Below are 22,305 nucleotides of genomic sequence, written 5' to 3' on the forward strand. Positions count from 1 at the left end.
GGGACTGCTCGGTCCTTCCCAGGGTCGACCTGCAGCCGGCGACGCGTCCATGCAGCAGACGCGTACCTCCTGGACGATCCGATCAGCGGGCCTGGGCCGATCCCGGGGGCGCCTCGGCGTGCGCCCGCGCCCGGAACGTGCGCGGGCAGACCCCGTTGACGGCGGTGAACTGGCGCGTGAAGTAGAACGGGTCGGGGTAGCCGACGGCCGCCGCGATGTCGGCCACCGGGTGGTCGCTGGTGATGAGCAGCTGGCGCGCCCGGGCCATCCGCAGCCGCTTCACGTACTCCAGGACGGGGAAGCCCGTGGCGGCGCGGAAGCGCGCCGAGAAGTGCGACGTGCTGAATCCGGCCAGCTCGGCCAGCACGGGCACGCTCACCGGGTCGCCCAGGTGCTCGCGCAGGTGCTCCTGCACGAGGCGTACGGGCTCGGGGTCGACCTCCGAGCGTCGCTCCCGCTCGGCGGCGAGCTGGGCGAGCAGGTGCCAGGCCGCCCCCGCGGCGGCGACCAGGCTCGCCCGGGTCTCGTCGCGGGCCAGCTGGTCGCAGATCTCCTCGACGTGCGCGAACGCGGCGTAGCGGTCGACGAGGGCACCGGTCGGCCGGGCCGCGCTGAGCCCGGTCGCGGCGATCAGGTCGGGCACGTCCTCACCGACCACGTGCAACCACCAGATCGACCAAGGGTCCACCGCGTCGGCGAAGTAGCGGTGCGGCCGGCCGGGCGGGACGACGACCACGTCGCCGGGCCCGACCTCGTGGCGGGCGCCGTCGAGCTCGCACCAGCCGGCCCCGTCGGCGCAGAGGATGACGATCGCCTGGTCGACGCCCGCCCGGCGTACGCGGCCGTGCCGGGCGGCGTGCGGGAAATGTCCAGCGTCGGTGACGAGCATGCGCGACGTCGGAGGCCGGCGCGAGGCCTCCGACACCAGCGGGGCGGGCAGGACGTGCAGCCGCTCGCCCGGGAAGCCGTCGGCCAGGTAGCGGTCCACGTCACGCAGTGAACCAGACGATCGTCCAGGTTGTTCGTCGGATCGTGCATTCCCCGCACCGGGTCGCGCTGTCTAGCGTGGCGCTCGTGCTCGATGACGCGCTCGACCTCCCGGCCCGCCCGGACCGGCTGGCCGACGCGCCCGTGGCCGTGTGGGACGCCCCCGTCACGCTGCCCACCTACCTGCCCACCGCGCCGAGCCGCTACCCCGCCTACCTCGACCGGCGCGTCTACCAGGGCTCCTCGGGCCGGGTCTACCCGCTGCCCTTCCACGACCGCATCGGCGAGACCCCCGAGCCGCACACCTGGCAGGGGCTGCACCTGGAGAACGAGCACCTGCGCGTGCTGGTGCTGCCCGAGCTCGGCGGGCGGATCCACCTGGCGCTCGACAAGCGGACCGGCTACCCGATGTTCTACGCCAACCCGGTGATCAAGCCGGCGCTCGTCGGGCTCACCGGCCCCTGGCTGGCGGGCGGCGTCGAGCTGAACTGGCCCCAGCACCACCGGCCGGCGACGTTCCTGCCCACCGCCTGGGCGCTGGAGACCGGCGGGGTCGACGGGGTCGACGGCCAGGACGAGGTCACCGCCTGGTGCTCCGACCACGACCCCTTCGCGCGGATGAAGGGCATGCACGGCGTCCGGCTGCGCGCGGGCTCGACCGTGCTGGAGCTGCGGGTGCGCCTGTTCAACCGCAGCGACGTCCCGCAGACGTTCCTGTGGTGGGCGAACGTCGCCGCGCAGGTGCACGCCGACTACCAGTCCTTCTTCCCCGACGACGTGCACGTCGTGGCCGACCACGCCAAGCGCGCGCTCAGCACCTTCCCCACCGCCACCGGTCGCTACTACGGCGTCGACTACCCCGCGCGGCACGACGACGACACACGGCCGGACAGCCCCCGCCAGGTGCCGGGCGACCGGCTCGACTGGTACCGGAACATCCCGGTGCCCACGTCGTACATGTGCCTGGACTCGACGGGCGACTTCTTCGGCGGCTACGACCACCGCGCGCAGGCGGGCTTCGTGCACTGGGCCGACCACCGCACCGCCGTCGGCAAGAAGCAGTGGAGCTGGGGCGACTCGGACTTCGGCCACGCCTGGAACCGCAACCTCGCCGACGACGGCTCGGCCTACATCGAGCTGATGGCCGGCGTCTTCACCGACAACCAGCCGGACTTCTCCCACCTCGCGCCGGGCGAGACCAAGACGTTCTCCCAGCACTGGTACCCGGTCTCCGGCACCGGCCCGGCCGTCGCCGCCAGCCTCGACGCCGCGCTCGGGCTCGAGGTGGCGCAGGGCCGCACCGCCCTGGCCCTCGACGTCACCCGCGCGCTCCCCGGCTCCCGGCTCGTCGTCCGCGGCGCGGACGGCGGCGTGCGCCACGACGCGACGCTCGACCTGTCCCCGGACGAGCCGCGCCGGGTGCTGGTCGAGGGCGAGGACGTCGCGCAGGTCGAGCTCACCCGGCACGGGCGGGTCCTGCTGCGCTGGGACGCGCCTGCGCAGCCGGCCGCGCCGACCGCCCGCGCCGCCGCCGAACCCGCCCCGCCCGAGCAGATCGCCTCGGTCGAGGAGCTCTACCTCACCGGGCAGCACCTCGTGCAGTACCGCCACGCCACCCGCTCGCCCGAGCCGTACTGGGCCGAGGCGCTGCGGCGCGACCCCGGGCACGCGCCGACCCGCACCGCGCTGGCCGCGCGCCGCCACGCCGACGGCCGCCTCGCGGAGGCCGAGACCCACCTGCGGGCCGCGGTCGAGCGCCTCACGCGGCTCAACCCCAACCCCGTCGACGGCCAGGCCCACCACCTGCTCGGCCTCGTCCTCGCCCGGCTCGGGCAGGACGAGGAGGCGTACGCGGTCCTGGCGCGGGCCGCCTGGCTGCGCGCCTGGCTCGCCCCGGCGAGCTACCAGCTGGCGCTGCTCGACGCCCGGCACGGGCGCGACGCCGCGGCCCTGGAGCGCGTCGGGACGGCGGTGCACGCGGACGCCGACCACCTCCAGGCCCGCAACCTGCGCACCGTGCTGCTGCGGCGGCTCGACCGCCACGACGAGGCCGACGCGCTGCTCGCGGCGACCCTGGCCCTCGACCCGCTGGACGTCTGGGCCCGGCAGCTGGCCGGCGGGCTGGAGGACGGCCACGGGCTGCTGGAGCCGCAGACGCTGCTCGACGTGGCCCTGGAGAACGTCCGGTGCGGCGAGCTCGCCGCAGCCCTCGAGCTGCTTGCGCTCGCCCGCACGGCCGACGAGCGCCGCCCGCTGGGCCAGACCGCCTGCGGACTGCTCGCCGACTACCACGCCGCCGTGGTCCACGACGCCCTCGGCGAGCCCGGGGCCGCGGCGGCCGCGCGGACCCGCGCCCGCCACGGCGACCGGACCTGGAGCTTCCCGGGCCGGCTCGACGACGTGGCCGCCCTCGAGGCCGCCCTCGCCCACGACCCGGACGACGCCACCGCCGCCGCGCTGCTCGGCCACTGGCTCTACGCCCACGACCGGGCCGACGAGGCGATCGCGCACTGGCGGCGCTCCCTCGCCGGCGACCCGACCGACCCCGTCGTCTGGCGCAACCTCGCGGTCGCGCTGGTGAACCGGCACGAGGAGGTCGACGGCGGGCTGCAGGCGTACGACCGGGCCCTCGCCTGCGCGCCCGGCGACGCCCAGCTCTGGTACGAGAGCGACCAGCTGCTCGGCCGCGCCGGCGCACCGGTGGCGCAGCGGCTGGCGCGGCTCGAGGCGGTGCCGGCGGCGGTCGGGAGCCGCGACGACCTCAGCGTCACCCTCGCCCACCTCCTCGTGGACGCCGGCCGGGCCGCCGACGCCCTGGCCGTGCTCGAGGGCCGGCGGTTCCAGCCGTGGGAGGGCGGCGAGGGCCAGGTGCTGCGGGCCTGGGAGCGGGCGCACCTGGCGCTGTCGGCCGCGTGCCTCGAGCACGGCGACGCCGAGGCGGCCCAGCGGCACGCGGAGGCCGCGATCGACACCCCGGAGCACCTCGGCGAGGCGCGCCACCCGCTGGCCAACCCCGCGGCCCTGCTGCTCGCGCTCGGCGCCGCGGCGGACGCGGCCGGCGACCACCCGCGGGCCCGCGCCGCCTGGACCGAGGCGGCCGCGGCGTCCGGGGACTTCGGGGGCATGGCCCCGCTGTCGTACTCGGAGAACACCTACGCCTCCGTCCTCGCCGCCCGGGCCGTCGGCGACCTCGACCGGGCCCGCGCCCTGAGCGACGGCCTCGCTGGACACGTCGAGGAGCTCGCGGCGACGACGCCGGTCGTCGACTACTTCGCGACCTCGCTGCCGAGCCTGCTGCTGTTCGACGAGGACCTCCAGCGGCGCCAGGACCTCACGGTCGCGCTGCTGCGCGCCCAGCTCGCGCTGCTCGCCGACGACCGGCCGGCGGCCCGCGCGCACCTCGACGCCGTGCTGCGCGAGGACCCGGCGCACGAGCAGGCCCTGGACCTGCTGAGCGACCTTCGAGGCCACCCCCGATCCGACCGCAGACCCGCCGGGAGCATGGCGTGACCCGCACCCCCGTCCCCCTGCCCGCGCACCTGCCGGAGCGGCTGACGATCACGCTCTGGGACTTCTCCTGGTACGTCCGCACCGGCCCGGGCGAGCCGTTCGAGGACCTCGACCGGGCCTTCGCCGAGGCCGTCGAGCGCGGGTACAACACGATCCGGATCTGCGCGATGCCGTACCTGCTCTTCGGCAGCGGGCTCGACACGTCGGCGCTGCGCCTGGGTCCGCTCGGCAACGGCTACGGCTCGCGCACCCGCTGGTACGACGTCGAGCAGCCGACGACGATCGACGCGCGGGCCCAGCTGCTCGCGCTCTTCGAGGCGGCGCGGCGCCACGACTGCTTCGTCATCCTCTCGTCCTGGGAGTACCAGCAGAGCAGCTCCTTCGCCGCGACGTCGGACTGGTGCGACGCGCTGATGGCGATCGACCCCGAGGACCGGGCGCAGGCGCAGGCGGTGGCGCTGGCCGACCTCGTCGACCACCTCGCCGAGCACGGCCTCGACGATCGCGTCGCCTTCACCGAGGTCCACAACGAGGTGCAGGTGGGGCACCTGGCCGACGACCTGGCCGGGGTCGACCGCGGCGACCACGACGCCACCGTCGTCGCCCTCCGGCCGCGGCTGGAGCGGGCCGTCGCCGCCTTCCACGCCCGCCACCCCGACCGGCCCGTCACCGTCAACTACGCCCGGGTCCCGGTCGGTGCGATGCGCGGGATCCCCGAGGAGATCGACGTCCTGGTCACGCACCCGTACGTGTACGGGGTGCTGAACGCCTTCATCGACACCTACGGCCTGCGCGGGTCGGTCGAGGCGTTCGACCAGGCCCGCGCTGAACGGGAGATCCTGCGGCGGGGCGCGCCCCCGCTGGCGTTCTGGGGGCCTGACGAGCCCTGGCGCTCGCGCGCGACGATCGTGGCGCCCGTCGAGATCTACGTGCACGACTGGTGCGACGCGGAGGCGGTCGACCGCTGGCTCTACCGCCACCACGGCGCCTGGGAGCAGGAGATGCTCTCGACCCTGCGGACCTGGCTCGACGTGGCGCACGACTGGGCGCAGGTGCACGGCGTCCCCCTCGTCTTCGGCGAGGGCTGGGTCGGCTACACCCCGCGCGACGGCCGCTACGAGGAGGGCCCGCTCGGCGCAGCCTTCTGCCGCACCGCCGTGCAGGAGTCCATCCGCGTCGGCGCCCGCGGCACCCTCGTCTGCTCCAACGCCGCACCGCAGCACGCCATGTGGGCCGACGTCGCGCTGCAGCAGCAGTGCAACCAGGCCTTCCAGCAAGGGGCCTTCCAGCAAGGGCCCTTCCCGCAGACCTGACGTACGACCCGCACCGCCCGCTCGGCCCGACACCCGTTCGAAGGAGAACAGACCATGGGTCCCACCCCGTTCACCACGCCCTCGCTCTCGCGCCGCAACCTGCTCCTCGGAGGGGCCGGGGCCGCGAGCGCGCTGTTCCTGTCCGGCTGCATCGGCGGCAGCCCGGCGCCGAGCACCGAGACGAGCAGCGCGGCCGGCGACATCAACGCCCCGCTCACGCTGCAGTCGGACCTGTCGGACGAGCTGCCCAAGAAGGCGATGGAGTCGCTCGTCGCGGGCTACAGCGCGCACAAGCTGACCATGAACACGGTCGCCACCGAGCAGTTCCGTGCGCAGCTGTCGAGCTACCTGACCTCGCAGAACCCGCCGGACGTGATCACCTGGCTCGCCGGCTCGGTGGCGCGCGACTACGCCGCCAAGGGCCTGCTGCTCGACGTCTCGGACATGTGGACCGGCGACGGCGCCTGCGCCAAGTTCTCGCCCGCGCTCAAGGCGCTGTCGAGCGGCGACGACGGCAAGCAGATCTTCGTGCCCACCAGCTACTACTGGTGGAGCATCTTCTACCGCAAGTCGGCCTTCGAGGAGTGGGGCGTCAAGGCCCCGACGACCTGGGACGACTTCATGGCCATGAACGACACGCTGAAGACCAAGGGGATCTCGCCGCTGACCTGCGGCACCGGGTCGACCGCGTGGATGGCGTCGGGCTGGTTCGACTACCTCGACCTGCGCATCAACGGCGCCCAGTTCCACCGCGAGCTGCTGGCCGGCAAGCACTCCTTCGACAGCGCCGAGGTGCGCAAGGTGATGGACACCTACGCCACCCTGATCCCGTACTTCGACCCCAAGGGCCGCTCGTACAGCTGGCAGGAGGCGGCGACGCCGCTGATCAACAAGAAGGCCGGGATGTACCTGATCGGCGCCTTCATGACCTCGGCCTTCCCGAAGGGCGACCTGGACGACGTCGACTTCTTCCCGGTGCCGACGATCGACCCGTCGATCCCCTCGGCGGAGGAGGCGCCCACCGACGGCTACTTCGCCAGCGCCAAGACCAAGAACCCGGCCGGCACCAAGGACCTGCTGGCCTACCTGGCGGCGCCTGCGCAGCAGCAGGCCTACATCGAAGGCGCAGGCTCCTCGAACCTGCCCACCTCGCCCGACGTCGACACGACCAAGTTCTCGCCGCTGGTGCAGAAGGGCATCAAGCTGCTGCAGGACACCAAGGAGATCACGCAGTTCTTCAACCGCGACTCCAGCGACGCCCTGCAGACCACGGCCGACACCGCGCTCACGCGCTTCCTCGACCACCCGGACGACGTCGCCACCATCCTCAAGACCTGGCAGGCCGCCGCCCAGAAGATCTGGAACTCCTGAGGTCCGTCATGGCGAACGTGACCTCGGACGCTCCCCCGCTGGCGGCGGACCGCCCTGACGACGGGCCCCCGCCGCGGCGGGGCCTGCTCGCGCGCCGCGGCGTCACCAGCCGCGTGCCCCCCGTGATCTGGGTGCTGCTGCTGGTGCCGCTGGCCGTCGAGCTGTTCTGGGTCTTCTGGCCCGCCTTCAACAGCTTCCAGCTGTCCTTCACCAAGTGGAACGGCGTCGGCGCGGCGCAGCCCGTCGGGCTGAAGAACTACCGGACGCTCTTCGCCGACCCGGTCTTCCACACCGCGATCAAGAACACGGTGATCTGGGCGATCGGGTTCGGCGGTCTGTCCGTGCTGATCGGGCTGGCGCTCGCCGTCGCGCTCAACCGTCCCCGCCGCGGCGTGGGGATCTACCGCAGCGCGATCTACCTGCCGATGGTCTTCTCGCTCGCCGTCACCGGCCTCTTCTGGCGCGTGCTCTACCAGCCCGACGGCCCGATCAACACCGTCCTGGCCGCGATCGGTGTCGACACCGGCGAGCACCAGTGGCTGGCCGACCCGCGCACCGCCCTCGCCGCGATCCTGGTCGCGGCCATCTGGCGCCAGGCGGGCTACATCATGGTGCTCTACCTGGCCGGGCTGAAGGGCTGCGACCCGAGCCTGGAGGAGGCCGCCGCCGTCGACGGCGCCACGGCCTGGCAGCGCTTCCGCTTCGTCGTGATGCCGCAGCTCAAGAACGTCAACACCGTCGTCTTCGCCGTCACGGTGATCGACTCGCTGCGCACCTTCGACATCGTCTGGGCCATGACGCGCGGCGGGCCGTACGACAGCACGCAGCTGCTCAGCACGTACATGTACCAGGTCGGCTTCAGCCTGGTGAACCTCGGCTACGGCTCCGCGATCGCCGTCGTGATCTTCGTCCTGGCCATCGCGTTCATCATCACCTACCTGGTCCGCGCGACCCGCGAGGAGGACTGACATGGCCGTCGCACCCGCGCTCCCCCGCGCCGTCGACGCCCCGGCACCGGCCCCGGCCCGGCGCCGCGCCAAGCACCGCTGGGTGTTCCACGCGGTGATGGGGCCGGTGGCGTTCCTGTGGGTCCTGCCGCTGCTCTTCGTCATCGTCGTGGCGCTGCGCAGCTTCGACGACATCGCGACCAACGGCCTGGGCTCGCTGCCGTCGTCGTTCACCCTCGAGGCGTTCGGCACCGCGTGGACGGGCGGCAGCATCGGCGGCGCGCTGCGGAACAGCCTCGTCGTCACCGCGGCGACGGTGGTGCTGGTGCTGTTCCTCGCCTCGCTGTCGGCCTTCGCCCTGAGCCGCTACAAGATCCCCTTCGGCCGGGCGATCCTGCTCGCGATGCTCGCGGGCAACCTGCTGCCGCCGCAGATCCTGCTGATCCCCGTCTCGAAGATCTGCGAGATGCTCGGCATCTACGACCGGCTCTTCGCCCTCGTCGCCGTGCAGGTCGGCTTCGGCCTCGGCTTCTTCACCTTCGTGCTCTACGGCTTCATGCGCTCGCTGCCGGCCGAGGTCTTCGAGGCCGCGAAGATCGACGGCGCGGGCGAGCTGCGCACGTACGCGGTGATGGTGCTGCCGCTGTGCCGCCCGGCGCTGGCCGCCCTGGCGGCGCTCGAGAGCACCTGGGTGTTCAACGACCTGCTCTGGGCGCTGACCGTGCTCCGCACCGACACGAAGTTCCCGATCACCGCGGCGCTGCTCAACCTGCAGGGCGGCTACACGACCTCGTGGAACGTCGTCGCCGCCGGCTCCCTCATCGCCGCCGTCCCCACGACGATCGTGTTCTTCGCCTTCCAGCGCCACTTCGTCTCCGGCCTGCTGGTCGGCGCGAGCAAGTGAGCGGCGGACCCGACGAAGGAGACCGCTGGCTGATGCGGACGGCGACGAGCACGTACGCGGTCGGCCTCGCGCCCGACGGGGCCGGCCCCGTGCTGCTCGACTGGACCGACGGCGAGCCGCGGACGTGGGCGCCGGTGACCGTCAACACCTTCGTGCTGCCCGTCGACCGCGAGCCGCTCGAGCTCGCCGTGCTCGGCACCCGGCAGGCCGGGTCGTTCGACCTGCTCGTCGACCACGGCGACGCCCTCGTCGGGGCGCGCGTGGAGTGGGACGCCGAGGACGTCGTCTGCGTGACGGACGGCCCGTCGACGACACTGACCGCCCGCGGCCGGGACACCACCGGTGATCTTGCCGTCGAGCTGGTGATCATGACGTCGACCGCGCACGACGTCGTGATCAAGCACGCGTCGTACACCAACACCGGTGATCAGCCGCTCACCCTGCCGCGCGCGTTCGGGCCGGGGTGGGAGCTGCCCGTCGGGCCCGGCGCCCACGTCGCGCACCTGTACGGCGACTGGTCGCGCGAGTTCACCGAGGGTTCCGTCGACCTGACCGCGGGCGAGCTCAGCCTCGGCAGCCGGCAGGGCATCACCTCCCACGCCCACGCGCCCGCGGTGCGGGTGTCGTCCCTCGCCGACCCGGGCGGGCCGGCGTACGGGGTGGCGCTCGCCTGGAGCGGGTCGTGGCGGCTGGCGATCGACGCCCCACCCTTCGCGACGCGGGTCCGCGTCCTCGGCGGCGTGGACGACCAGGCTGGCGTGGTCACCCTCGGACCGGGCGAACGCTTCGTGACGCCGCAGACGCTGGCCGTCTTCGCGCCCGACGGGGCCGACGGGGTCCGGCGGCGCTGGCACGACTTCGAGCGCCACGTCCTGTGCCGCGACATCTCCCCCGCGCACCGACCCGTGGTCTACAACTCCTGGTACGCCACCACGTTCGCCGTCGACGTGGACCACCAGCGCGCGCTCGCCGACGTCGCCGCGGGGCTCGGCGTCGAGGTCTTCGTCGTCGACGACGGGTGGTTATGGGGCCGGGACAGCGACCGGGCGGGGCTGGGCGACTGGACGCCCGACCCGGTGAAGTTCCCGGACGGGCTGGGCCCGCTGACCGACGCCGTGCTGGCCCACGGGATGCGCTTCGGGATCTGGGTCGAGCCGGAGGCCGTGAACCCCGACAGCGACCTCTACCGCGCCCACCCGGACTGGGTCTACCGGGCCGGCGACCGGCCGCTGGTGACGAAGCGCCACCAGCTGGTCCTCGACCTCGGCCGCCCCGAGGTGCTGACCTGGACGCTCGGCTGGCTGCGTGACCTGCTGTCGGCGCACCCGATCACCTACCTCAAGTGGGACATGAACCGTCCCGTCACCGACGGCGGCCGGCCCGGGGACCCGTACGGGCGGCAGTGGGCGGTGCAGCACACGCTGGCCTACCACGCGGTGCTGCGCATGCTGCGGGAGGAGTTCCCGCACGTGACCGTCGAGGCCTGCGCGGGCGGCGGCGGCCGGGTCGACCTCGCCGTCCTCGGGCTGACCGATGTCGTCTGGCCGAGCGACGAGACCGGCGCACGCGACCGGCTGGCGATCCAGCACGGCTTCCTGACCGCGTACGGGCCGCACGTCATGAGCTCGTGGGTCACCGACGAGCCGAGCCGGCTCGACCTCGAGCCCGCGAGCCTGGAGCTGCGGTTCGTGGTGGCCATGAGCGGCGTCCTCGGCATCGGGGCCGACCTGCTGGCCTGGGACGAGGCGCAGCGCGCCCGGGCCGCCGAGCTCGTCGCCCTCTACCGCGACCTGCGGGCGACGATCCACACCGGCTGCGTCGAGCTCCACGGGCACCCGCGCGACCCCCTGTCCGTGGTCGAGCACGGCACCCCCGACCAGACGGTGCTGCTCGTGGCCGGGCGTACGGGCCGCACGACGAGCACCCTGCGGCCGCGGACGCTCGCGCCCGACGCCTCCTACCGACGCCGAGGCACCGATGAGGTCCGCCGCGGTGCCGCGTGGGCGGCAGGTCTGGACGTGGGCTTCGACCTCGCCCCGGACGCCGACGTCGTCGTCCTCGACCGGGTCTGACGCGGTGGTGCGCTCGTGACCCGACCTCTGGTCCTGGACGTCGACCTCGCCCACGGCGGCCGCTGGACCTCGCTGCGGACACGGGAGCGGGAGTGGCTGTGGACCAACCCGGACCGCACCGTTCAGGGCGCTCGGCCTCACGTGCGGCCCGGCGACGCCTTCGTCGACGCGGGCGGCGTCGAGGAGTGCTTCCCCACCCTGCGCGGGACGCCCGACCACGGCGACGTCTGGTCGCGCCCCTGGTCGGGGAGCCCCGACGACGCGACCGTGACGGTCGCGGGCGCGCGGCTGCGGCGCACGGTCCGCGTCGGCAACGACACCGACGGCTCGGTCGTGCTCGGCTACACGGTCGAGGGCGAGCCCGGGGCCCCCTTCGTCCACGCCGTGCACGCGCTGCTGGACGTCGGTCCCGAGGCCCGCCTCGAGGTCCCCGGCGCGGGCACGATGGTCGTCCTCGACGTCGACGACCCCGTCCGGACCTGGCCCTCCGGGCTCGACCGGCTCGGCCCGGACGACGGGACGGCGGTCTGCGCGGTCCTGCCCGGGGTCGAGGAGGCCACGGTGACCGACGGCGCCGAGGCGCTGCGGTTCCGGTGGGAGGCGCCCGGCCGGGCCGGGCTGTGCTCGCTCGTGCTGTGGCGCAACCTCCGCGGTTGGCCCGCGACCGGGCCGTACCGCTCGATCGGGCTCGAACCCACGCTCGGGCGGACGGTCGACCAGACCGGTCCCGGCGCGGCCCGTCTCGACGCCCGCGGCAGGGCCGCCTGGACGATCACCGTCACCGCCCTCTGACCCGCCGCGTCAGCGGTCGGTCGGCGCCCGCATGACGCGGCCCACGGTCGTGGCCTTCTGGCGCACCGTGCCACCGAACTGCACGCCGCCGCACTCCGGGGGCCCGTCGGACGCGAACGGCACCGAGAAGTCGCCCGTCCGCGTGTAGGTGACCGCCGTGCCCTTGCTCGTCCAGCCCGGGTCGGTCCCCAGCCCGACGGTCTGCCCGATGACCGACGCCAGCTTGAGGTCGTACGGGCGGCCCTTCTGGGCGGCCGGCTTGGTGACGGTCTGGCCCAGGGCGTTGACCAGGAGGCTGCACGGCAGCGCACGGAGGTCGGAGAGCCGGTTGGCGGAGACGTCGAGGGAGCTCAGCGACGGCGGCGCCGTGAACCCGCGCAGGCTGCTGATCTGGTCGTTGCTCAGCTGCAGCGTCTGCAGCGCCGGGAAGGAGCCGAAGCCCGCGAGCGAGGTGACGCGGCTGTCCTGCACCGACAGGTACGACAGCCCGGGCAGGCGGCCGAGCGGGCTGAGGTCTGCGCCGTCGACACCGCTCAGCACGACGCTGCCCAGCTGCTGCAGCCCGCTCACGCCGGCCACGTCCTTGAGCCCCGCGGTGCTGACGACCAGCGAGCTGAGGTCCGTGGAGGAGGCGAGCGCGTCGAGCGACGAGAGGCGTACGCCGAACACGCTGAGCTCGGTGAGCGCGGGCTTGCCGGCGAGCACGGCGCCGTCGCCGCCGGCGACGTTCAGCGAGAGCGACTCCAGCTGCGCGAGGGGCGCGAGCGCGGAGACGTCGGTCGCGGCGGCCTGGACGTCGAGACGGGTCAGCCCGGTCAGGCCGCGCAGCGCGGACAGGTCGCGGACGTCCGGCGTGCCGAGGGTCAGCTGCTGCAGCTGCGTCAGCGCGGCCACGGCCGAGACGTCGACGGGCCCGTCCTGCCGCACGTCGAGCCGGCGCAGCGCGGTCAGCGGGCGCAGCGGCTCGAGGGAGGTCCAGGTGCCGCCGCCGACGCGGAGCGAGCGCAGGTTCGTCAGCGACGCGAGCGGCGCCAGGTCGGCGACCGGGTTGTCGGACACGTCCAGGTTCGTGAGGCCGGTCAGGCCCTCCAGCGGCGCCAGGTCGCCGATGTGGGCGCCCGGCACGGAGAGGTCGCGCAGGCCGGTCAGGCCCGCCACCGGCGCGAGGTCGTCGACACCGCTCGAGCCGGAGAGGTCCAGCGAGCTCAGGTTCGTCAGGGCCTGGGCACCGCCGAGCCCACCCACCGGGACGAAGTCGCACAGCAGCGAGGTGACGGTCTCCGCCTGCGCGCGCGTCACGGGGACGTCGGAACGCTGCCCGAGCGTGCCGGCCACGCAGCGGCGGAAGCCGGCGTCGGTGAACGACACGTCGTCGGCCGCAGTGGCCGTGGCGACGGAGAGGGCGGACAGCCCGCAGGCCAGGAGCAGGGCGGTCAGGCCACGACGAGCGTGTCGGACGAGGACGGTCTGCTGCTGGCGACGGGAAGCGGGGGATCTTCTCGGCACCCGTCAAATTTTACGGCGGCGAGCCTGGCGCGTCTGGCGTTACGCGAAACGCCCTAATTTTTCGCCGAGGGTCAAATAAGCGTCGCCCAGGACAGAAGGCCGCCGCGAGGAGCTCGCGACGGCCGACGTGCAGGGGTGGGGTGCTCGTACAAACAGGAAACCCTTGTCAGCGCACACATCCCGCGAAGCCGCACCAGTGCCCGCACCCATGGCCGCCGAAATCAGCACCCCATCCCCGGCTCTCGCCCCCCCCGCTCGTCGACCCCGGCGGTCTTCATCGCCTCGAGCACCTCGAGCACGGCAGCATCGTCCAGGGCCATCGGCATCGTGTCCTTCTGTGAGTTCCCTGGTCCGGTCTCACTGACCGGTGCACGATGGCCGCCCTCGTCGCCCCGGAAGGCGCGACAGTCAAGCCGGGGACCTACACCACCCCCAGGGACACGAACGATCGCCGGATCTCGACATCGCCCAGGGGCGTCGCTGTGGCGCACCGTGCCGTTGGTTCGGCGGCGTACGGGTGCCGTGCGACGGACGACGGACGACGGACGACCGCACCGCTCGCCTTCCTTCAACGGCGTGCTCGCGGAGAAAGAGGTGAGCGGCCCGTGGTCTGCGCCGCTCGCATCTCTCGACCCCAGATGGTCACGTCGCGAATGAAGAGCTCGGCGGTGCGCTGTCGTCCGTCTCCGAAGGGCGAGAAAGAGGAAGAACCAGCCACTCTCATGGTCGTGGTCGACGCCGGACGGCTGACCGGACTGCCCCGTCGCGCGCCGAGACGCAGACTGCGCCGCCCCCGGTGGGGGACCGCGCAGTCGGTCGACCGGCCGGGGGTCAGGCGCTGTAGTTCTTGCGGCTGCCGGACTTCGCCAGGCCACGGGCCACGAGCAGGGAGGAAGGGCGGCCCGAGGTCACCGATGCGCTGGCGGCCGCCTGGACGTCTGCGACCGGACCTCGGCGGCGCTATGGGCCCAGCGCCACGGCCTCCTCGAGGACCGCCGGCAGCCGGCCGCCGCCCGGGCTCGGCGTCGAGCCGGCTCAGCGCAGCTGGGCGACCATCGGGCAGCGGAACGCGTCCGGGGCAGCAAGGCCGACCTGGTTGAGATGGCGGGCCACGATGGCCCACGCGCTGAGCAGGTTCGTCTCGGTGTAGGCGACGTCGTTCGCCCGGCAGTGCTCGCGCACGAGGCGCCGGGCGGCGGCCAGATGGGGCCGCGGCATGCTCGGGAAGAGGTGGTGCTCGATCTGGTAGTTGAGCCCACCCATGAGGACGGTGGCCCACCACCCGCCGGAGACGTTGCGCGAGGTCGCGACCTGCTTGGACAGGAAGTCGAGCTTGACGTCGCGCGGGACGACGGCCATGCCGATGTGGTTCGGGGCGAACGAGGCACCCATGTAGAAGCCGAACACGGCCAGCTGCACCCCGAGGAACGCGAAGCCCAGGCCGAGCGGCAGGAGCCAGAACAGCAGGGTCAGGTAGACCGCGAACCGGGCGGCGAGCGCGACGAGCTCGAGCTTGCGGCCCGGCAGGTGGCGGTTGGTCCACAGGCTCTGCGTCGAGCGGACGTGCAGGTTGACACCCTCGCCGAGCAGCAGCGGGAAGAAGAACACGCCCTGGTGGCGGGTGAACCATGCCATCGGGCCGCGACGGGTCGCGGCGTCCTCCTCCACGAAGGAGAAGGTGTCGATCGCCAGGTCCGGGTCCTTGCCGAGCTTGTTCGGGTTGCCGTGGTGGCGGGTGTGCTTGTCCATCCACCACGAGTAGCTGATGCCGACGCCGACCACGGCCAGCCACCAGCCGGCGCGGTCGTTGGCTGGGCCGGAGGCGAGGACCTGGCGGTGCGAGGCCTCGTGGCCGAGGAAGGCGAGCTGGGTGAAGACCACCCCGAGCGCTCCGGCCACCAGCAGCTGGAGCCAGGAGTCGTCCAGCAGGACGAGACCCGTCGTCGCGCCGGCGAGCGCGAGCACGAGCGCGGCGAGGACCAGGGCGTAGAACCAGCGCGTCCGGTCCTGCAGCCCGAGTGTGCGGCTGGCCTGGGCGAGCGCGGTGTAGGTCTGGGTGGTGGCGGCGGCCGACCGTCTCGGCCGGGTCGGCGACGGGAGGGTGAGGCTCATGAGGATCCGTTCGTGGTCCGGGTGACCGACCCGGGAAGGTCCCCACGGCGAGCAGGGAGGGACGCGCAGCCTGCGCGGGGGGGGTGGGAGCCGAGCTCCTGCCCCGTGGCGCCCGTCAGGGGGCGCCACGGGGCGGGCGACGCTCAGGCGGAGTAGTTCTCGTGGCTGCCGGACTTGGCCAGCCCGCGGGAGACCAGGTAGGCGACGGTGAGGTAGACGACGTAGCGCATGGCGGTGGTGGCCCCGAACGGGTCGCCACCCGCGCTGCCGGCCTCGCCGTCGTAGAAGTTCGCCGTGACGATCACCGCGAGGACCATTGCGACGAAGACGAACAGCTCGGTGGTCTTGGTCGAGGCCTTCGTCTCGGTGGACAGGCGACGGCGGGGCTGACCGTCGGTGCGGTCGACGTCGTTGTAGCTGGCCGTGGTGGCGCTCATAGGAAGTCTCTCTGCTTGTGCGACCGGTGTCGCATGTGGCGGTGCCGGTTCCCGACATCTTCGCCCGGTCTCTACGTACGACTTCTACGTTGTAGACCTACGATTGAGAGACTACACGTAGCATGACCCATGTCCAACTCGGGCGCGCCTCGTCGACCCCTCGGACGCGCCCCCTCCCAGCAGAACGGCACCACTGATGAACAGCCCCACCTCGCCGCCCGGCGACGCGACCTCCGAGCGGGTCCCCCTCACCCGGCAGCGCGTGCTGGCCGCCGCCCTCCGACTGGTCGACGACGAGGGGCTGGACGCGCTCACGCGACGCCGCCTGGGCCAGGAGCTCGGCCGGGACGCCATGACCCTCTACCGGCACGCCCCCGACAAGGCCGCCCTCCTCGACGGCATCGTCGAGCTCGTCCTCGACGAGCTCGACATCCCCGACGGCGGGCAGGACTGGCAGACCCAGCTGGCCCGCACGGCCCACGACTTCCGCCGGCTCGCGCTGGCGCACCCCCACGTTCTCGGGCTGATCGTGACCCGCCCCCTGGCCACCCCGCTCGGGCTCCGCCCGCTGGGCACGCTCCGCCCGCTCGAACGCCTGCTCGCGGTGCTCACCGACGCCGGCTTCGCCCCCGCCCTGGCGCTGAAGGTGTACCGGCTCTACATCGGCTTCCTCCACGGCCACCTGCTCACCGAGCTGCAGGAGCTCGTCGCCGACCCCGAGGAGACCATCGACCTGCTGCGTCTCGGGCTGCACCGCCTGCCTCCCCGCGAGTTCCCGCTGCTGCGCAGCCTCGCCACCGAGCTCGCCACCTACGACGGGGCCGCCGAGCTCGACCAGGGGCTCGCCGTCCTGTTCGCAGGCCTTGAGTCCCAGCTCGTGGCCGTCACCGACCGCGGCTGACCACCGGCCACGACGGCCCATCGATGGCCCGCCGACGGCCCACCTCGGCTCCGCGTGGCTCTGCCGCACCCGCCGGCCCCGCGGCCGCGAGCCGGCACCCGAGGGCGCCGAGTGTCGCGCGACACCTCCCACGTCGTCCTCGACGTGCTTCGCCACCTCGGCCGCGGGTAGGACAGGGGCACGAGCAGCCGCGGGGTGCACCACCGTGCTGCTCCAGGTCCGCGCCGTTGAAACCACAGCGCGCAGGCTGCACGGTGACGGCCCCCTCCGCGGACGTAGCGCGGAGGGGGCCTTCCGTCATTATGGTCCGCGCGACCGATCGTCGGGGGTGCCGATCGCGAGGACGCTCACCGCACCGCTCCGCTGGCGTGCTGGCGCGACGTACGGGCTTGGTCACGACTGCTGCACGCGCGCTAGGGTCGGCGTCCACGACCGGTGAGGGGCGGGCAGGTGGCGTCAGAAGAGCAGCCGGACGAGGCCCTGCGCAGCGCGGAGCAGCGTGAGGCGGAGGACGACGACCTCGGGGCGAGCCTCCGGGGCCTGTCCGTGCTGTCGTCCGCACGGTTGCCGCTGACGGAGGTGCTGACCCGCGTCGCCCGCTACGCGGTGCAGGCCATCCCCGGCGCGGACGGTGCCGGCCTGACGCTGATCGAGCAGCACCGGTCCGACACCATCGTGCAGACCGCGGACTTCGTCGGCGAGGTCGACGCGATCCAGTACGGGCTGGGCGAGGGCCCGTGCATCACCGCCGCCCGGGACGGGCTCACGGTGGTCTCCGGCTCGCTCGGGGGCGACCCCCGCTGGCCCCGCTTCGGCGGCGGGGTCGCCCGGCTGGGCGTGCACAGCGCGCTCTCGCTGCCGCTGGTCACGCCCGACGAGGTGGTCGGAGCGATGAACGTCTACGCGTACGCGAAGCACGCGTTCGACGAGCGGGCCGCGGGGCTGGGTGAGATGTTCGCCGTGCCGGCCGCCGTGGCGGTGCAGAACGCCCGGGTGCTCGAGGACGCCCGACGACTGGCCGAGCGCCTGCAGCACGCCCTCGACGAGCGGATGGTGATCGAGCGGGCGGTGGGGATCGTGATGAGCCGTTCCGGAGTCGAGGAGGGCGAGGCCCGGTCGCGGCTCACCCGGCTGAGCCAGCACGAGCACGTGAAGCTCGTCCAGGTCGCCCGAAGCCTGGTCGACGAAGCCGCTCGCCGCGCCCGCAGCCGGCCCCACGACCGACCCCTCGGCTGACCCCCGGGGACCCGGACGTCTCGGCCGTCAGGTCGCGCGACGCTGCGCGACCAGCGGGCAGAGGAAGGGGTCCTTGCCCTTGAGACCCACCGTGTTGAGGTAGCCGACGACGCTGCGGTAGGACTCCCAGAGCGTGGTCTGGGTGTACGGCACCCCCTCGGCTGCGCAGTGCGCCCGTACCAGCGGAGCGATGGTGCGCAGGTGCGGACGCGCGACGGAGGGGAACAGGTGGTGCTCCACCTGGTAGTTGAGCCCGCCCATGAAGACGCTCATCAGCGGCCCTCCGCTGATGTTGCGGCTCATCAGCACCTGCCGACGCAGGAAGTCGAGCTTCAGGCGCGACGAGACCAGCGGCATGCCGATGTGGTTCGGCGCGAACGCCGAGCCCATGTAGAGCCCGAACACCCCGATCTGCACCACGACGAACACGAGGGCCTTCTCGGGCGGCAGCACGGCCAGGACGAGGGCGAGCAGCCCACCGAGGCGCAGGGTCAGCAGGGTCGTCTCGAGGGCACGTCGCTCGACCTTGCCGCGACCGGCGACGCGCTTGACCGCCTCGACGTGGAGCGACAGCCCCTCGAGCAGCAGGAGCGGGAAGAAGTACCAGCCCTGGTGCGCCACCAGCCACCGGAACACGGGGGTGTCGCGCCGGGTCGCCATGGCCGGCGTCATCGCGACGGCGGCGATCTCGATGTCGGGATCGACGCCCTCCTTGTTGGGACCGGAGTGGTGCCGGGTGTGCTTGCTCCGCCACCAGCCGTAGCTGATCCCGACGAAGAGGTTGGCGAGGACGAGGCTGGCCCCGTCGTTCCACCGGCCCGACCGGAAGATCTGCCGGTGCGCGGCGTCGTGGCCCAGGAACGCGATCTGGGTGAGCACGACGGCCAGCACGGCGGCGTTGGCCAGCTGCCACCACGAGTCGCCGAGCCGCACGAAGCCGGCGACCCAGGCGCCGAGCACGACGACGGCGCCGACGAGCTTGGCCCAGTAGTAGCCGTAGCGGCGACGCATGAGACCCAGCTCGGCCACCTGCCGGGTGAGGGCGGTGAACGAGCTGCCGGCCTCGCGCGGCGACCGCGCAGCCGTGGCCGGCGCCGGTGGCGCGGACGCGGGTCCGGGCAGCGTCCGGGAGACGGGAGAAGGGATGGTCCGGGTGACGAGGGAGGTCAAGAGGGAGGCCTGTTCGGCGGTCTTCCCAGGACGGGGCTCAGGTTGTCCGCGAGGCGCGGGCAGGACGCACGGCGACGGGTGTCACGGCGGTCCCGGTCCTGAGTGGCTGCTCGGGCAGCGCCACCAGCCTATCCGCGCGAGACAGGTCGCTCGGGGTGCTCAGGAGCGGTCCCGTCGCATTCGCGTCACGGTGGGGCCCGCGCAAGCGCTGGTCCGGCGCGAGGGGCGCATTGGTACCGGTCTCGCACGATCGCCGACGAACCACTAGCCTGGTCCTGCTGCACCAAGCAGCCGGTCTGGAACGTGCTCCGCCGCTCGACCCCGGGCCGCAGCGCACAGGACGCTCCCACCAGATCATCCGGGCAACGCCCACAGGGCAGGCCGCATGTCCCCCTCGCTCCTGTCCCTCGTCAGCGACGACGACAGCACCCCCTCCACCGACAGCGCACCGTCCACCGACAGCACCCGCCTTGCCGCGGCCCTCGCCGACCTGGCGGAGGTGATGCACACCGCGACCGGCACGCGCGCGCTGCTCGACGAGCTCGTCGCGGCGGCGCTGCGGCTGGTGCCGGGAGCGCAGGCCACGTCGATCATGCTCGTGGAGCGCCGCACGCTCGCCTCGCAGCACGCAAGCAGCCCGACGGTCGACCAGGTCGACGCCTACCAGCTGGAGCTGCGCGAAGGTCCGGGCCTCGACGCGGTCGCCCAGGCGCGGCCCGTACGCGTCCCCGACATGGGCCAGGAGCAGCGCTGGGCGACCTTCGCGCCGCAGGCACGCCTGCTCGGGGTCGTCAGCACGCTGTCCCTCCCGCTCCGGACCGGGACGACCGTCCTGGGCGTGCTGAACCTCGTCAGCCCGCGGCCCGCCGCCTTCGACGACGAGTCCGAGCGGATCGGCGTGCTGCTCGCCGGGCACGCCGCCATCGCGCTCGCCCACGCCCGCAGCGTCGACAACCTCCGGCGAGCGGTCGCCGGCCGCGACCTCATCGGGCAGGCCAAGGGCCGGCTCATGGACCGCTACGGGCTCGACGAGGAGCGAGCCTTCGCGGTCCTGCGTCGCGTCAGCCAGAGCACCCACCGCAAGCTCCATGACGTCGCCCGCGAGCTCGCCACCACCGGAGGGCTCGCCGCGCTCAGGGAGCTCGAGGACGAGCTGGCGCTCGACCGCGCCGCGGAAGCCGGCGACCCTGACGACACCGCTGCCGAGGCCGACGCCGCCGCCGACCCCGGCGACGCCGCACCCGGTCCAGACGCAGCCGGGGCCGTCGCCTCGGGCTCGCCCGACGCGGCAGGAGACGGGCCCGAGCCCGGTGAGGCTGCCACCGAACCCGCGCACCGCCTCTGACCTGGCAGTCAGACGGGGAAACGGACGCCCGTGAGGTCCTCGGAGACCGCCCACAGCCGCTGCTGGATGGCCAGTTCGTAGGACAGCGGGCTGGACCTGACGACCCCGGGTTACCCCCGCGCCTCGCCCCTCCCGCCGGGACCGTCGCACTGCGCGCACCGACTCCAGCGACGTCAGGTCCAGCTCCTGCACGGTGACGTGCCCCCTGCTCGGGCCGCGGCGGCCTCACCCTCGTGACATCTCGGACGGCCAGCACGACGGACGCACCGTGCTGAGCGAGCACCCTGGCCGTCTCGAAGCCCAGTCCGGTGTTGGCACCCGTCACGACGTACGCGATTCGATCCCGCCCTCGCCGTCCTCCACCTGGACCTGGAGGACTCCCTCCGGCGGCGATCCGGTCGCTGGTCCTGGGGGCGCTCCCCGCCGCCGAGGTACGGGCTGCCGGGCGGACGACCCTGGAGCCGATCGGGCGCGCACCCTCGGCCGCTCTGAGCGGTCCGCGAACTCCCGGGGTCGCATCTCGCGCGGGTCCGTCGGCGCTCAGCCGCATCCACCCCGGCGACGTCGGTCGAAACATCGTCAGCCCCGACGAGGGGTGGCGTCGCGGGGCCCAGCACTCGTGTCGCGGTGGCTCGACGGGTTCAACAGCGCAGCACGGCGAGCCACCACGGGGGCAGGGGCGCCGGCAGCCGTCGCCGAGCACCGGGTGCGTCACTCCACGGGCTGCTCGAAGGCGTCGAACTTCCGCGTGGTGACGAGTTCCTCAGCCACGTCGTGGAGCTTGCGTCCGCTGTGCTGGCTCACCTGGACCAGCAGCCGGAAGGCCCCCTGGCTGTCGAGGTCGTAGCGCAGCATGAGCATCCCCTTGGCCTGGCCGATCAGGTCCCGGGTCCACACCGCCCGGTGCAGGTTGTCGACCTTCTGCGCACCGGAGAAGGCCACGGCCGCGTGCGAGGCGAACAGCAGCCCGACCTCCTCCGACTCGTCGTCGAACGCGTCGGCCTCACGGCTGTAGAGATTCAGCGCGCCGAGGTTGTCGCCCTCGACGTAGAGCTGGAGCGACAGCATGCTCCTCGCACCCGCCGCGTGAGCGCGACGGGCGAACCGCGGCCAACGCTGCTCCGTGCTCATGTCGTCCACCCGGACCGTCTGCTGGTCGAACACGGCGTCGAGGCACGGGCCCTGCCCGGTCTCGCTCTGGATCTCGTCGACCACCTCGGGCAGGACGCTCGACGCGTGCCGTGAGGTCACGCGGCTGCGGCCGGTGACCATGCTGATCGAGCCGTCCTGGGTGCCCGGCACGAGACGGACCGCGGCGGCCACGACCTCGTCGAGCATCGTGTCGGTGTCGTCCTTCGTCTCGAGCAGTCGAGCCAGGCTGCTCATCTCCTCGGCGACGCGCGCGCGGCTCCTGACGCGCGGTCTCTCCGCCGAGGACCCGCCGGCAGCGTCACGATCCGCCTGGTCTGTCATCCGGTCTCCGGCATCTCGTTGTGTCCCCCTGTGCTGCATCCGAGGTGATCGTCGCGGAAGATCGCCGGTGCCGGCAACAGCCCGCCACTCGTGCGGGAGCCCCGCGACCGTGCGCAGAACTCCAGACGGTCCTCCTCGAGTCCCTCACACCGACGTGCGCCGGTCCGGGCGCATCCTTCCGGCCAAGGGATGGCATGATGGGCGCCACGGGTCAAACAGCGGCTCGTCC

General features: G+C 73.3%; 16 protein-coding genes. 10 read left to right on the plus strand and 6 right to left on the minus strand.

Translation table 11 applies throughout. The annotated features are described in order from the left end of the window. Positions 1-82: 82 nt before the first annotated feature. Positions 83-988 carry an AraC family transcriptional regulator gene (locus BMY04_RS13435; protein ID WP_198410144.1) on the minus strand — a complete coding sequence of 302 codons (906 nt, stop codon included), beginning with the start codon at positions 986-988 and terminating at the stop codon, positions 83-85. Positions 989-1,074: 86 nt separating this feature from the next. Here BMY04_RS13435 and BMY04_RS13440 point away from each other — a divergent pair, with 86 nt between their 5' ends. Genes BMY04_RS13440 through BMY04_RS13470 form a run of 7 tightly spaced genes read left to right on the plus strand, consistent with a single transcriptional unit; the run spans position 1,075 to position 11,896 of the window. Beyond that, positions 1,075-4,497 (plus strand): DUF5107 domain-containing protein, encoded by a 3,423-nt coding sequence (locus BMY04_RS13440; RefSeq protein ID WP_091181758.1) that lies wholly within the window; start codon positions 1,075-1,077, stop codon positions 4,495-4,497. Continuing rightward, complete coding sequence (locus BMY04_RS13445) at positions 4,494-5,810, plus strand: cellulase-like family protein (RefSeq protein ID WP_091181313.1); 1,317 nt, start codon at positions 4,494-4,496, stop codon at positions 5,808-5,810. Before BMY04_RS13440 ends, BMY04_RS13445 begins: the two co-directional genes overlap by 4 nt. Before the next feature lie 54 nt (positions 5,811-5,864). Next, on the plus strand, positions 5,865-7,181 hold the full coding sequence (locus BMY04_RS13450) for an ABC transporter substrate-binding protein (RefSeq protein WP_091181316.1): 1,317 nt from the start codon (positions 5,865-5,867) through the stop codon (positions 7,179-7,181). Between the two features lie 8 nt (positions 7,182-7,189). Then, on the plus strand, positions 7,190-8,149 hold the full coding sequence (locus tag BMY04_RS13455) for a carbohydrate ABC transporter permease (protein WP_091181319.1): 960 nt from the start codon (positions 7,190-7,192) through the stop codon (positions 8,147-8,149). Position 8,150: 1 nt separating this feature from the next. Continuing rightward, positions 8,151-9,032 carry a carbohydrate ABC transporter permease gene (locus BMY04_RS13460; protein WP_170854130.1) on the plus strand — a complete coding sequence of 294 codons (882 nt, stop codon included), beginning with the start codon at positions 8,151-8,153 and terminating at the stop codon, positions 9,030-9,032. 32 nt (positions 9,033-9,064) lie between these two features. After that, positions 9,065-11,104 carry an alpha-galactosidase gene (locus tag BMY04_RS13465; protein WP_091181322.1) on the plus strand — a complete coding sequence of 680 codons (2,040 nt, stop codon included), beginning with the start codon at positions 9,065-9,067 and terminating at the stop codon, positions 11,102-11,104. A gap of 15 nt (positions 11,105-11,119) precedes the next feature. Then, positions 11,120-11,896, plus strand: coding sequence for a hypothetical protein (locus BMY04_RS13470; RefSeq protein WP_170854131.1), 777 nt, complete (start codon positions 11,120-11,122; stop codon positions 11,894-11,896). Positions 11,897-11,905: 9 nt separating this feature from the next. Here BMY04_RS13470 and BMY04_RS13475 read toward each other — a convergent pair whose 3' ends face one another. The 3 genes from BMY04_RS13475 to BMY04_RS13485 all read right to left on the minus strand — a co-directional run bounded on the left by BMY04_RS13475 (position 11,906) and on the right by BMY04_RS13485 (position 15,951). Next, the gene (locus BMY04_RS13475; protein ID WP_139209852.1) at positions 11,906-13,402 is read right to left on the minus strand and encodes a leucine-rich repeat domain-containing protein; all 1,497 of its coding nucleotides are present in this window, start codon (positions 13,400-13,402) and stop codon (positions 11,906-11,908) included. 1,035 nt (positions 13,403-14,437) lie between these two features. Further along, entirely contained in the window at positions 14,438-15,514 is a 1,077-nt protein-coding gene (locus tag BMY04_RS13480; RefSeq protein ID WP_091181328.1) for a fatty acid desaturase family protein, read from the minus strand. 143 nt (positions 15,515-15,657) lie between these two features. Next, complete coding sequence (locus BMY04_RS13485) at positions 15,658-15,951, minus strand: hypothetical protein (protein ID WP_091181331.1); 294 nt, start codon at positions 15,949-15,951, stop codon at positions 15,658-15,660. A gap of 196 nt (positions 15,952-16,147) precedes the next feature. Between BMY04_RS13485 and BMY04_RS13490 the strand changes: the two genes are divergently transcribed. Then, positions 16,148-16,852: a TetR/AcrR family transcriptional regulator C-terminal domain-containing protein gene (locus tag BMY04_RS13490; RefSeq protein ID WP_091181334.1), complete on the plus strand. Its 705-nt coding sequence runs from the start codon at positions 16,148-16,150 to the stop codon at positions 16,850-16,852. A gap of 450 nt (positions 16,853-17,302) precedes the next feature. Beyond that, positions 17,303-18,088 (plus strand): GAF and ANTAR domain-containing protein, encoded by a 786-nt coding sequence (locus BMY04_RS13495; protein ID WP_091181338.1) that lies wholly within the window; start codon positions 17,303-17,305, stop codon positions 18,086-18,088. A 27-nt stretch (positions 18,089-18,115) separates the two neighbouring features. Here BMY04_RS13495 and BMY04_RS13500 read toward each other — a convergent pair whose 3' ends face one another. After that, complete coding sequence (locus BMY04_RS13500; RefSeq protein ID WP_232506390.1) at positions 18,116-19,258, minus strand: fatty acid desaturase family protein; 1,143 nt, start codon at positions 19,256-19,258, stop codon at positions 18,116-18,118. 385 nt (positions 19,259-19,643) lie between these two features. On the opposite strand from BMY04_RS13500, the gene BMY04_RS13505 reads away from it, so the two are divergent. Further along, the gene (locus tag BMY04_RS13505) at positions 19,644-20,603 is read left to right on the plus strand and encodes a GAF and ANTAR domain-containing protein (protein WP_091181342.1); all 960 of its coding nucleotides are present in this window, start codon (positions 19,644-19,646) and stop codon (positions 20,601-20,603) included. A 711-nt stretch (positions 20,604-21,314) separates the two neighbouring features. Here BMY04_RS13505 and BMY04_RS13515 read toward each other — a convergent pair. Further along, entirely contained in the window at positions 21,315-21,989 is a 675-nt protein-coding gene (locus BMY04_RS13515) for a GAF and ANTAR domain-containing protein (protein ID WP_198410146.1), read from the minus strand. Positions 21,990-22,305: the final 316 nt, after the last annotated feature.

This window comes from Microlunatus flavus, from assembly GCF_900110855.1.
In the GTDB taxonomy this organism is placed as follows: domain Bacteria; phylum Actinomycetota; class Actinomycetes; order Propionibacteriales; family Propionibacteriaceae; genus Microlunatus; species Microlunatus flavus.

Excerpts from the sequence above, each read along its gene's own strand:
- BMY04_RS13450 (WP_091181316.1), top strand. The coding sequence starts at position 5,865 with ATGGGTCCCACCCCGTTCACCACGCCCTCGCTCTCGCGCCGCAACCTG.
- BMY04_RS13455 (WP_091181319.1), top strand. The coding sequence starts at position 7,190 with ATGGCGAACGTGACCTCGGACGCTCCCCCGCTGGCGGCGGACCGCCCT.
- BMY04_RS13460 (WP_170854130.1), top strand. The coding sequence starts at position 8,151 with ATGGCCGTCGCACCCGCGCTCCCCCGCGCCGTCGACGCCCCGGCACCG.
- BMY04_RS13465 (WP_091181322.1), top strand. The coding sequence starts at position 9,065 with ATGCGGACGGCGACGAGCACGTACGCGGTCGGCCTCGCGCCCGACGGG.
- BMY04_RS13480 (WP_091181328.1), bottom strand. The coding sequence starts at position 15,514 with ATGAGCCTCACCCTCCCGTCGCCGACCCGGCCGAGACGGTCGGCCGCC.
- BMY04_RS13485 (WP_091181331.1), bottom strand. The coding sequence starts at position 15,951 with ATGAGCGCCACCACGGCCAGCTACAACGACGTCGACCGCACCGACGGT.
- BMY04_RS13490 (WP_091181334.1), top strand. The coding sequence starts at position 16,148 with ATGAACAGCCCCACCTCGCCGCCCGGCGACGCGACCTCCGAGCGGGTC.
- BMY04_RS13505 (WP_091181342.1), top strand. The coding sequence starts at position 19,644 with ATGTCCCCCTCGCTCCTGTCCCTCGTCAGCGACGACGACAGCACCCCC.
- BMY04_RS13515 (WP_198410146.1), bottom strand. The coding sequence starts at position 21,989 with ATGAGCAGCCTGGCTCGACTGCTCGAGACGAAGGACGACACCGACACG.